General features: G+C 38.4%; 8 protein-coding genes. 2 read left to right on the forward strand and 6 right to left on the reverse strand.

The window, feature by feature from the left end; genetic code table 11:
* Positions 1-162: 162 nt before the first annotated feature.
* The 6 genes from CL42_RS01445 to CL42_RS01470 all read right to left on the reverse strand — a co-directional run bounded on the left by CL42_RS01445 (position 163) and on the right by CL42_RS01470 (position 8,556).
* Positions 163-348: a hypothetical protein gene (locus tag CL42_RS01445; RefSeq protein ID WP_035264181.1), complete on the reverse strand. Its 186-nt coding sequence runs from the start codon at positions 346-348 to the stop codon at positions 163-165.
* A 215-nt stretch (positions 349-563) separates the two neighbouring features.
* On the reverse strand, positions 564-2,126 hold the full coding sequence (locus CL42_RS01450; RefSeq protein ID WP_081403218.1) for an MBL fold metallo-hydrolase: 1,563 nt from the start codon (positions 2,124-2,126) through the stop codon (positions 564-566).
* 322 nt (positions 2,127-2,448) lie between these two features.
* Positions 2,449-4,362 (reverse strand): MacB family efflux pump subunit, encoded by a 1,914-nt coding sequence (locus CL42_RS01455; RefSeq protein ID WP_035264187.1) that lies wholly within the window; start codon positions 4,360-4,362, stop codon positions 2,449-2,451.
* A complete protein-coding gene (locus CL42_RS01460; protein WP_051586497.1) occupies positions 4,359-5,531 on the reverse strand; it encodes an efflux RND transporter periplasmic adaptor subunit in 1,173 nt (390 codons plus the stop codon). Before CL42_RS01460 ends, CL42_RS01455 begins: the two co-directional genes overlap by 4 nt.
* A 207-nt stretch (positions 5,532-5,738) precedes the next feature.
* The gene (locus tag CL42_RS01465; protein ID WP_035264189.1) at positions 5,739-7,388 is read right to left on the reverse strand and encodes an acyl-CoA dehydrogenase family protein; all 1,650 of its coding nucleotides are present in this window, start codon (positions 7,386-7,388) and stop codon (positions 5,739-5,741) included.
* Positions 7,389-7,539: 151 nt separating this feature from the next.
* Positions 7,540-8,556 carry an AraC family transcriptional regulator gene (locus CL42_RS01470; RefSeq protein ID WP_035264191.1) on the reverse strand — a complete coding sequence of 339 codons (1,017 nt, stop codon included), beginning with the start codon at positions 8,554-8,556 and terminating at the stop codon, positions 7,540-7,542.
* A gap of 111 nt (positions 8,557-8,667) precedes the next feature.
* On the opposite strand from CL42_RS01470, the gene CL42_RS01475 reads away from it, so the two are divergent.
* A complete protein-coding gene (locus CL42_RS01475; RefSeq protein ID WP_228133216.1) occupies positions 8,668-10,905 on the forward strand; it encodes a fatty acid desaturase in 2,238 nt (745 codons plus the stop codon).
* Positions 10,906-11,331: 426 nt separating this feature from the next.
* The gene (locus CL42_RS01480) at positions 11,332-12,852 is read left to right on the forward strand and encodes a catalase (protein ID WP_035264193.1); all 1,521 of its coding nucleotides are present in this window, start codon (positions 11,332-11,334) and stop codon (positions 12,850-12,852) included.
* Positions 12,853-12,887 lie beyond the last annotated feature (35 nt).

The following is a 12,887-nucleotide window of genomic DNA, read 5'->3' on the forward strand; positions in this document are numbered from 1 at the left end:
CATTTATATGTTAGTAAATTAAAAAGTAGTTCAAGACCCAATAAACCTATTTCAAATTATACGCTAGATCATGGTTGAACGATGAATTCTGAACACCAAATGAGCGAATCATCATATGTAGATATAGATTATGGTGGAAGTAGTGGTGGAGCAGACTAACCTTCACGTGTTTAGGCATATAAAAAAAGGGAGATAATCATTCGAATATCTCCCTTTTTTGTGCTTGCTATAGCCACGTTTTGCATTTTTCTTACGATCTACAAAAACTTGGCTTTTGTTGACTTCATGCATATGTTTTGCCACAAAGTTGTGAATCACAACTTCTGGCAACGCTTTTTTCTTTGCCATTTTTTAATCACCTTCAGTTTATCCATCCTTCATGATGGGAAAGCGATATTACGCTTTTTTGTACATTATACAAGCAAATTCATAATGGTTTTTTCAATGACATTCATCGAATGCATACAATGTTTAAGATTAGCTCTGCCATTTTTCTATGTTAAATTGATCAAAAACTCGAGCACCCGAAGGTACTCTTACTCAGCATAGAAAGGACTAAATCTTCATTCTTTCGGTAGAAGACTAAATGTACCTCGATGATGATTAAATTTTCCATCTGGCATTGCGATATTTTGGTAAATGATCTTTTGCTTTTGATCGATGATCAGTACAACATTTTCTTTAGTCGCATCATCTGTCCAATACACCATAAACTGCTCAGGTCCAACCTGTGTGGCTAAATATTCAATATTGGCAGATGTATTTTGTCCTGATGTGATATTTAAAAGACTTTGGTCTTTGAATTCAAGACGCCGCGTTTGACCATTGATGTTTAACGCCAAAGTCTGTCCAATAGCGAAGAATGGTTTGTTCAATACTTGTTGTAAACCGATGTCCTTGATTACACCTTTGACGCCTAGTATTTTGCCTTTAAGATGAATTGTTCCATCATTCCCAGCAATGTTGGTGTAAACGATATCTCGATTATAATCTTGAATATGAACGACATTATCTCCTGATTTATCCTCATGCCAATAAACCATAAAAATATTTTTAGCAATCTCAACAGGTGTGTATTTTACCGCTTCAGAAAGATCTGGCCCATCTGCGCCACCGGCACCTGTAAAAGTTAGGTTTTGATGGTCTTTGACATCAAGATCAAATTCCAAACTCGTAAAATCGACTTGAATTTTTTGCCCTATTGGCGGATAAGGAGATGCAACTTTCCAATCGGTTTCTTTGGCAAATACTTGTGCAGACATTTTTAGCACTTCTTCACTCGACTCAAGATCTGGATACTTTGCTTTCATATATCCAAAAATCCCTTCCGAGCTTTGATTTTCAGTAACTGCTGTTTTAAAGTTCGTTAAATACCCTTTAATCCAATCCAATGGCTTAGGTGAAAAGTCACTTTTTAAATAATGACCTGGGATCACTTTTTCAGGATTTAAACTCAGTATTTTATCAATTTGCTTCTTCCAAAGATCGATCCCTTGCACACCATTGGTATCGGCCATCCACAAATGCTCACCATAAGCGACCGAAATACCACCCAATGCCGTTTTTAAACTTGGAATCCATAAGAAACTATGTGTGGAATCTTCTGGATCAAGTTGGACTTGAATCTTTTGCCCATCTAATTCCATATATCCTGAATTTAAGGCTTCAGGAATAATAATCTTTTCAGGGGCATCGCCTTTTGCTAATTGTGGCTGCCAAATTGATAACTTATCTTCTTTAGAGGCTTGTATCAAATAAGCTGTCTGCGCGGTTGAAACAACCTTAGCATTTGGAAATGCTTTTAAAATTTCATTGGTTCCAAAATAATAGTCAGGGTCACTATGGGAAATATAAATATATTTTAAATTTTTACCTGATTTCTTAATCAGATTGACTACGTCTTTAGCGTATTGATTCTGAAATTGAGCATCGACCAAAATAGCATCTTTTTTTCCTGAAATTAAAGTTGATGCAACGGCAAAAACAGCATCCTCGCCAGGAGTATAAGTCTGCAAAGTGAGTGGAGATGGATTTGATGAATCTTTTGGACTTTTATCATCAGAATCATTACAGCCACTTAAAGCAATGGTGGTCACAAATAAACTAGTGGTTAGGAGATTTTTCATATCAGCCTCATGAGATAAATTTATCTATGGTTCTTATTGATCTTTATTTTTTAAATAAGCTTTAAAGCAAAAGTGCCATATTTCCCCCTCGTCATACTGCGGATGTGGCAGTGCAACAAGACGAATTAAAAGCTTATTGAGGTAGAAGAAGGATGAGAAGTACTTACGGTTTAGTAAGTAAAAAAATCGAATTTACAGTTAAAATATTAGACTGATTTGCAACAATAAATTCCACGATAAAAAATGTTAACTTTAGTATCTTGAACTTTGAATACCTGTTAATACAGACAATACTCACTGAACAGCCATCTCTAATTTTTTCTTATTCATGGGCTAAAGCTTCAATTGGTTTTAAGTTTGCAGCACGTTTAGCGGGCATATAACCAAAGATCAAACCAACCAGCGTTGAAAATAGCAGTGCGATAATAGCAACTGACCATGAAAATACCATCTTATAATCTGAGCTAATCGCATTAAAAATAAAACTGGCGATCAAGGCGATCGCAACACCAATTACGCCACCAATTAAACATAAAACTGCAGATTCAATCAAAAACTGAGCCTGCACATCACTTTGGCGAGCACCAACTGCTATTCGTAAGCCAATTTCCTTAATTCGCTCGGTCACAGAAACGAGCATGATATTCATCACACCAACGCCACCTACGACCAATGAAATAAAGGCTACTGCAGAAATAAAGAAAGTCATCGTTCCTAAATATTTTTCAAAGGACTTCATAGACTCATCACTGTTATATATATCAAAATCCTCCACACCATGACGAGCAATCAATAGTTGCCTCACTTTCTTTTCGGCTTTCACTGAGTCAGTATTTTGATGTAGTACCGCAGTCAGCAGATTGACATTATCACTACTTGAAATTTGTGACATCAATACATTATAAGGCATCCAAATTTGTGAAGAACCTGAGCTATATTGAGGTTCAGCGATTCCAACAACTTCATAAGAACGCTTATTAAATAACACTGTTTTACCTAAAGCTAATTTTTGCTGTCCAAATAACTTTTCAGCAGCTTGCTTATCAATCACTACGATTTGGGAACGCTGTTCAACATCGCTCTGTGTAAAAAAGCGACCATATTGAACTTTCATGTTTCTAATTTTTAAATAAAAACCATCTGCACCTGTTGCACTCACATCAATATTACGATTTTGATAAATCATGTTCCCGCTTAAACTGACATGTGGAGAAACATGGGTAATTTCTTTCATCTCATTGAGAGCATTTAAATCATCCATATTTAAACGGCTGGCAGATGCAGCTAAAGCTGTTCCCCCCGGATAAATCTCAAGTGTTGCTGTTTTCAATCCTCCCCAATCATTCAAAAACTTTTCTTTTGCGCCATTACCAATCGCAATGACAATGGTGACTGAGCAAATGCCAATAATAATCCCTAGCATGGTCAAAAATGACCTTAAACGATTGGCGAAAATTGAGTGCAAAGACATTTTCATCGCTTCATACACTTGGGAAACAAAGCTGAATTTCATGTCCGCATGAAAAACTTTTGATGGAGAAACTTGCCCTAAAGATTTACGCTGCGTATCCGAAAGAATGCGTCCATCTTTAATTTCAATGACACGATCTGCACGTTCTGCAATACTTTTATCATGAGTAACTAAAATAATCGTATGCCCTTGACGGTGTAGATCTTCCAAAATTTGCAAGACCATTTCACCACTTTCAGAATCCAAAGCGCCTGTGGGTTCATCGGCTAAAATAACCTCACCACCATTCATAAGCGCGCGGGCAATACTGACTCGTTGCTGCTGTCCACCCGACATTTCATTGGGTTTATTGTCACTCTTATCAGCTAAACCGAGCTGAGCTAAAAGTTGCAGTGCTCGATCTGCACGGTTTTCTGCATTCAAATTTGAATAAATCGCGGGCAAGGCGACATTCTCTAACGCAGATAAAGCATTCAATAAATTATAGCGTTGGAACACAAACCCAAAACTTTTTAAACGTAACGATGAAAGCTCATCATTACTCAATAAGGAAATATCTTGTCCACGAAACAGAAACTGTCCTGAAGAGGCTTGATCCAAACATCCAAGTAAATTCATTAAAGTAGACTTACCTGAACCTGATTGCCCAATAATCGAAATAAACTCACCCTGTTCAATACTTAGACTGACATCTTTTAGGATGTGTTGCTGATTATTATCTGGACCTACAAATTTATTTATTTTTTTTAATTCAATCAAACTCATTGAGTATCGCCTGATGTATTCGCACTATCGTCAGGTGCCTCTGCCAAAATTTTTTCACCCAACTTTAAACCAGACTTGATTTCAATATCATTTGAGTCAGAAATTCCAGTCACAACTTTTCTTGGTTGAGGTTTCGCATCAGGTTGATAGAGGTAAACCATGGCATCTGATCCATATCCAATCACCGTTGTTTTCGGAATTTTTAGCACATTCTTTTTTTGATTTACAATAATGTCATTTTGAGTTGTCATACCGATACTGAGTTTACGCTCAGGGTTGTCCACCAACATTCTTGCATAGTAGAACACTGCTGCATTCGCATTTTCATTTTTGTCGTCGTAAGTTCCTTTGGTCAGGGTCGTTAAAGCAGGATCAATACTTTGAAGCACACCATCTAATTTCACATTGGGGTCTGCCAAAGTGCTAAATTTAACTGGCATGTTTTCTTTTAATTTAGTGTAGTCACCTTCTGCGACCTGCATTCGAATTTCCATCTTATTCAAGTTGGCAATCGTCGCGATCAAAGGTGTCGTTTGTGCAAAGTTAATGGTTTGACCAGCTTCAACAGGCATGGAAACCACGGTACCCGTCAGTGGGGAGCGAATCTGAGTGTAGCCCAATTCAGTTTGTGCTGTATTCACATTAATCTGTAATTGTTTCAACCGATATTCATTTGACTCAACATCTGCAATCGCTTGTTTAAGCTGATTATTCGCCTGTTCGAGCTCTTCACGAGAGCCTGCTTCAGCTTTGTATAAAGTTAATTTACGCTGATAGTTTTGTTTTAAAGTTTGTAAAGCGACACGTTTCGCTGCCAAGTCTGCCTTCGCAGCTTCAAGTTCGGCTTTACTGGTATTGAGCTTGTCCAACTGTGTTGTCGAGTCAATTTCAGCGATTAATTCGCCTTTTTTTACATCCTGTCCTAACTTGATATACAGCTTTTGAATTTGACCTGAGACTTGCGCACCCACGGAGACAATATCGGATGCATAAATTTCACCTGTGGCTTTAACAATCTGCGTTAGATCACCTTGAGTGACTTGAACGGTCTGCGGTTCTGGCTGTTTTTTTTGTGCCTGAATATAGAAATAAACAGAAAGTGCTAAAACAACCAATACCACTAAGACCAAAAAATACTTTAATTTTTTTGATTTTTTTTGCATGTGCATAATGACGAATAATCTTTATTGAGGAGATAACTTTTGATCAACATGTTTTATTCACTTTAATATGATCAAAATTTAAAAATTTTTAATGACACGATTCTAGTGAATTCTATTTTTTCACACTGTCGTACTTATTTATTTTTATGTATCGATAACAGCCAACCGCATCTATGTGTTGGCTGTCTATCAGAAAAGGGTTTTGGAAAATAATTAAGCGGCAAATGCTCGATTTAAAATTGAGGTCACATCTACTTGTTTAGGATCAAGCATTCCCACCACTTGACCATGAAATTTTTGATAACGCGTCTCAATAAAAGCATTGGCAATAAAATCTGGCGCATAACGTTTCAGCAATACTGCTTGAGAGAGCACAACCAAACGACTGACTAAGCTTCTCCCCATAAATTGTAAATCATCAGGTTCCTGATGAAATAATCTAAACAGTCCCTGCAACTCTTCATTAAGTATTTTGTCGTGACTTGCAGTAGATGCTAAATCTTTAAATAAATGCTCGATTGATTCAGGATCACGTGAAATAGCACGAAGCACATCGAGACACATGACATTACCTGACCCTTCCCAAATAGTGTTCACAGGTGCTTCTTTAAAGAGACGAGCCATGATGCCATGTTCAACGTAGCCATTGCCACCGAAAACTTCCATCATTTCACCAGTCATTTCTACTGCTCTTTTACAGATCCAAAATTTTGCTGCTGGTGTCATGATACGTTTCCATGCCAAACAAAGTTCGCTGTCATGTTCATAACAATGAGCCAAATGAAAACTCAACTGCACTGCCGCTTCAGTTTCTAAAGCAAGATCTGTGAGCACCGACCGCATTAATGGCTGCTCAATGAGTCTCTTACCAAATGCTTGACGTTGACGAGTATAGGCAATGCTTTGTACTAGGGCCTGACGCATAATGCCACTTGAACCTACCGCACACGTTAATCGGGTATAATTCGCCATTTCAATAATCGTTGGAATGCCGCGTCCAGCCTCCCCCATCATAATGCCCCAAGCTTCTTTAAATTCGACCTCAGAGCTGGAGTTGCTGCGATTTCCAACCTTCTCTTTGAGTCGTTGAATATGAATCGCATTTTTTGTGCCATCTTCCAACCATCGCGGAACAAAGAAACATGCCAAGCCATCATGCTCAGTTTTAGCAACAACCAAATGTGCATCGCACATAGGTGCTGAAAAAAACCATTTATGCCCAGTTAGTAAATAGGCTTGTCCTCTTCCAGACTGCCCAACTGGAACAGCTGTCGTTTCATTAGCACGCACATCAGAACCACCCTGCTTTTCAGTCATGCCCATTCCAATCCAAATCGATTTTTTCTGAGCAATTGGTAAATCACGTTCGTCATATTCAGTGGATAAAATTTTATCTCCTAGCTTTTTCCACAGCTCAGGTTCTTTTTGAATCAATGGAATGCTGCCCAAGGTCATTGAATTTGGACATAAGTTTCCACACTCCACTTGACCACTGAGGAAGAATTTTGCTGCCCAATCCACCCAACCAGATTCTTGAGTAAAATTTAGAAAAGGATGTGCATGAACCGCATATTTACGATTTAACGCCATCCATTTGTGCCATGAAGGATGAAATTCAACAAAATCTGCCCGCCTGCCTCGAGCATCAAAACTATGTAAAATAGGAGGAAGTTTATTGGCAAGATCAGCATGGTGATAAAAGCTTTCACAACCTACGACTGCGCCAAACTCACTTAAATGGACTGAGTTTCTACTGCCATAACGCTGTAAGATTTCTTGTAAGATTGGATCTGTTGTATATAGATTGTAATCTTGAAGCTCATCAAATTGATTATGTATTTGATGTGTCATCCATGCCGACATAAACGCACCCTCTTTGGAATTTTTATCTATAACTTCATTATTTATATTATCGAGTATAGCTTTTGAAAGTAGATTATCTAGTGTAAATGATGACCTAAATTGTCATTAAATTTTTATTAACGTCTTAATATGATCTCAGTATTGTGTTCTGCTATTGTTGCATCATCTTTCTATATTTTGCTGGTGGCATACCCTTACAGCGCTTGAATGCTCTAGAAAAAACAGATACTTCTGCATAACCCAACCGTTCAGAAATTTGATCTATTGTGAGATCAGTACCCAGCAATAAATCATCTGCCAAATCCTCACGTAAATTTTTAACCAATTGGTGAAACGTAATCCCTTCATTGGCTAAATTGCGCTGAATGGTACGAACATTGACAGCTAAAGCTTTGGATATATCTTCAATCGTCGGCATTTGTGATGCATTCTTTAATAAAAACTCGCGTATTTTTTTACTATAGTCCCCTAAGCTTTTTCGGCGTCGAAATACATGCTCACACTCTTTTTGGTAACGGATAAAAGTGAAGTCATCAGCTTGACGCAATGGGGTAAGCAACAATTCAGATTGAATCGTGATTCGACTTTGTGGTTTCTCATAAAAAATAGGATAACCAGTTAATTCTTCTATCTGATTTGCATAGCAAGGCTTGGTCATCGCTAAATCTATCTGAAATGGTAATTGAGCACCAAGAATGTCATTTTGAAGTGTGATGATGGTCGCAATATCTCTTTCTAAAATAAATAATTGCATATCAGCACTTAGGTCATGATGAAATAAATTTAAATGTGTAAATTCACCATCTTCTTGCAAAGCCACATCAGAAAAAATTGCGCCTAATTTCAGATATCGTATCGCGATCAGCAACGCTTCTCTGACATTGGCACTACTTAAAATTGCAAATCCCCAAGCCCCTAATGTGGTGGTGTGATGTCGAAGCCCAGCTTCGAGCGCAATGGGATGTTCATCAGAGATTAGATTCAGAATATTTCTGATGATCTGTAATTCATTTCGCTCTTGGATTTCAAAATTTTCTTGATAAAGATCTTGTTTCGTCAGTTGTGTATTTTCTAGGCATTGCTCAAAAGTAATACCGTAGCTTTCTGCAACATGACATAGTACCCGAGCTGTATTCGCTTCCCTTAAAAACTTCCATGAATTAAGCATCATTATTCGCGTTTTTATTTGTCATCTAATGTCAAATTTAACTGTTTAATTATCATTCTACAAGTGAATTCAATCTCTTATATTCATAAATAAAAGAAAATGGAATTTTTTATGAACATGTATGCCAATCTTGTTGAGGAACAGCAAAGCCTGGTCAATGAACTCACGGCGTTATATCAAAAAACCAAAGCCGAGATGAACGACCAAGATATTGATCATATTCGAAATGTTGCTGCATATTCAAAGGCTATAAAATTACGCAGTGAGCAACTTATTCGTGAATGTATAAGTTTAGAATCTTGGGGACGGGGCATTATTCTGGGTTGTTTACACACCCTACTCGAATTTTCAGAGCTCGGTCATAACATCATGCACGGAAGTTATGATCACCTCCCCCAAGCAACCGAGTTTCATTCAGAACGCTGGGTATGGGACTTTGTGACTGATCCTCGTGAATGGCGCGTCATGCATCATCAAAATCATCATCCATTTACCAACATCGTTGGCAAAGATCATGATTTAGGGTATTCCTTTTTAAGAAGCTTGGCAGGTCAAAGCTGGTACGGGCATCACAGTGTTCAATTGCTGATTTACAGTGCGCTGATGATCACTCCCTCCTACTATTTCACACTCTATACAGCCACATCAGCAGCACGTACAGAAGGTCGAAAGATCCTTTCCAAAGAAACCTTTACTCAATCACTTCGTCTCATAAAAGCTCATGCTCAAAAACAGTTTATTGAAGCACCTGTCGCTGCAAAATGGTCAAAAAAATTACCTGTTTTTATCGGAAATTATCTTACAACAACGATAGGCTATGGTTTTTTACTTCATATCCTCTTCTTAGAACATCACGCTGAAAATTTGGAGCTTTATTCAGATCCTGGACCTGATGAGACGCAAGAAGAATATTTCATACGACAGATTAAAAGTACCACCAATTTTATCCCATATGCACCGCTGGATCAGTTTCTCAAAAAAATCCTTGATGATGAGGTCCCGTATCCAAATCCACCTCCATTTGAAATCTTTTATGGCGGATTAGATACACATCTTGAGCATCATTTATTTCCAGATTTAGCATGTAATCGTCAAAGACAAATCAAAGCTGTAGTACGTAGTATTTGTGAAAAATATCATTTGCCTTATCACAATTCACCCATGGAAAAGCTGATTCCAGCGATACCGCTCAGCCTCATTAAAAGAACTCTACCTTTTGGTAATCAAGAAAAAAATAACCCTTTCAAATTACTCATTCGACCAAAAGAATTATTAAAACGTATCAAACGAGGAATTCAATATCAGCCACCCTCAACCATGACATATTTACACAAGCCACAGTTCTATAATGCGTCGGCAAAAGTTATACAAGTCGAAATACAGCTTAATGGTCAAGTCAAAACACTCAAAATGAGCAAGCCTCAAGGCTGGGAACATTTAAAATGGCAGGCAGGTGCATTTATTTCATTAAGCTTTGAAATAAATGGGCAAACTTATATTCGTCAATACAGCTTATTGCATGAAAGCCAAAGCGCAGATGGCTATTTTGAAATAGCAGTGAAACGTACACCTGCGGGCATCGTTTCTCACTATATTCATGATCATGTTCCTGTAAATACAGAGGTGACGATTGTAAGTCCACCACAATCTACACCTGATTTTGTTTTAGACACCCTCCCGCCGAAGTTAATCTTTATCGCAGCAGGAGTCGGTATTACACCAATTTTAAGTATGTTAAGAAAATATCAGCGTATCGAAAGTAAAGCTGAAGCTCATTTGTTTTACTTTAACCATGATGAAAATTCTATTTTGTTTGAAAATGAGATTCGTCAAATCGCGAAGTATTCAAATTTGAATGTTCACTTCATCTGCTCCAAAGTTCAGAACGAGTCGGCATCTGATTTACGACAAGGACGTTTTAGTCTTGAAATTTTCCAACCTTATATTCGAGATTTTAAATGCCAACACGTATATGCCTGCGCCCCTCAAGCATTAATCGATTCTGCTCGCCAACAACTTATTCAAGCAGGCGTTAAAGCAGCAGCATTTCACACAGAAAATTTTAAACCTGCTCCTCTCAGTTTTGAGTCTGATGGGGTTACACGTCGAGTGATTTTCAAAAAGAGTAATTCAAGTATCGACATTGAAGGGAATGTCACTTTACTTGAAGCCGCGCGTCAAGCTGGACTGAAACTGCCAAGCGGTTGTCAACAAGGTTTATGCAAAGCCTGTGTATGCACTAAATTGGAAGGTCAAACTCAGTTAGAAGTTGACTCATCCACTATTCAACATCGCATTACCCTATGCAACACTGTAGCTCGCTCACCAATCATTGTGCTTGATGTTTAACAAAGATTCTTAAGTTAATCGCCGTCATGAAGTAATCATGCAATGCTTCATGACAGTAAGATTCAAACACTTAAACAACCAAACTTATGATTCATATCCAAGAATTGCACAACCAAAACCTTACTGTAAATCATCGTTAAATCCTTTTAACCTGAACCAAATATTCTATTGGTGAATATTCAAATAAACCCTTAATTTATATGAGGGTAATTGGAATTTTATTTACAAATTAAACTCTCCAATTGAACGCATCATGATTTATGATGAATTTGTAAACTCAATAAAACACACATTCTTGTCACAATGTTGCTTTAGAATGATCGAACAAAACGGTTCATGTCTCTGGTATTGGAAGCGCTAGATCTTATAAAAGTGAATGCTCAGCCAACCATCAAGAAAGACATATATTATAAATGGAGAATGAATATGAGCGATGACTCAAAAAAATGTCCTGTCACCCACTTAACAACTGATGCTGGTGCTCCTGTAGTAGACAACCAAAACAGTATGACAGCAGGTGCACGTGGTCCTTTACTTGCACAAGATTTATGGCTGAATGAAAAACTAGGTAACTTCGTTCGTGAAGTGATTCCTGAGCGTCGTATGCACGCGAAAGGTTCTGGGGCATTTGGTACCTTCACTGTTACCCATGATATTACGCAATATACTCGCGCTAAATTATTCTCTGAAATCGGTAAAAAAACCGATATTTTTGTGCGCTTCTCTACAGTTGCTGGCGAACGTGGTGCAGCAGATGCTGAACGTGATATCCGCGGTTTCGCAATGAAATTTTACACTGAAGAAGGTAACTGGGATTTAGTAGGTAATAACACTCCAGTTTTCTTCTTACGTGATGCGCGTAAGTTCCCTGACTTAAACAAAGCAGTAAAACGCGATCCTAAAACCAACAAACGTAGTGCAACCAACAACTGGGATTTCTGGACTTTACTTCCAGAAGCATTACATCAAGTGACGATTGTCATGTCAGACCGCGGTATCCCAGATGGTTACCGTCACATGCATGGTTTTGGTAGCCATACCTTCAGTTTTATCAATGCCAACAACGAACGCTTCTGGGTTAAATTCCATATGCGCACGCAACAAGGCATTAAGAATTTAACTGATGCAGAAGCTGAAGCGATTATTGCGAAAGATCGCGAAAGTTCTCAAACTGACTTATTTGATGCGATTGAACGTGGTGATTTCCCGAAATGGAAAATGTACGTCCAAATCATGCCTGAGCTAGATGCAGAGAAAGTTCCATATCACCCATTTGACTTAACCAAAGTATGGCCTAAAGGGGACTATCCTTTGATCGAAGTCGGTGAATTCGAACTTAATCGTAACCCTGAAAACTACTTCCAAGACGTAGAACAAGCTGCCTTTGCCCCAAGTAACTTAGTGCCAGGCATCAGCTTCTCACCTGACCGTATGCTTCAAGCACGTCTGTTCAACTATGCAGATGCTGCACGCTACCGTGTTGGTGTTAACCATTATCAAATTCCAGTGAATGCACCACGTTGCCCTGTTCACTCAAACCGTCGCGATGGTCAAGGTCGTACTGATGGTAACTATGGTGCTTTGCCACACTATGAACCAAATAGTTTCAGCCAATGGCAGGAACAGCCACAATATAAAGAGCCACCATTAAAAATTTCTGGTGCGGCAGATTTCTGGGATTACCGCGAAGATGACAATGACTATTTCAGTCAACCACGCGCATTATTCAATCTCATGAATGATCAGCAAAAACAGGCTTTATTTGACAATACAGCCGCAGCAATGGGCGATGCATTAGATTTCATTAAGTATCGTCATATTCGTAACTGCTATGCTTGTGACCCAGCATATGGCGAGGGTGTTGCAAAAGCATTAGGCATGACCGTAGCTGATGCACAGGCTGCACGTGCAACTGACCCAGCACAAGGAAATCCAGGCTTACTTTAATTAATATCTCCATAAAAAAACCGCTGTTATCAGCG

Source organism: Acinetobacter sp. Ver3 (assembly GCF_000632455.1).
Taxonomy (GTDB): domain Bacteria; phylum Pseudomonadota; class Gammaproteobacteria; order Pseudomonadales; family Moraxellaceae; genus Acinetobacter.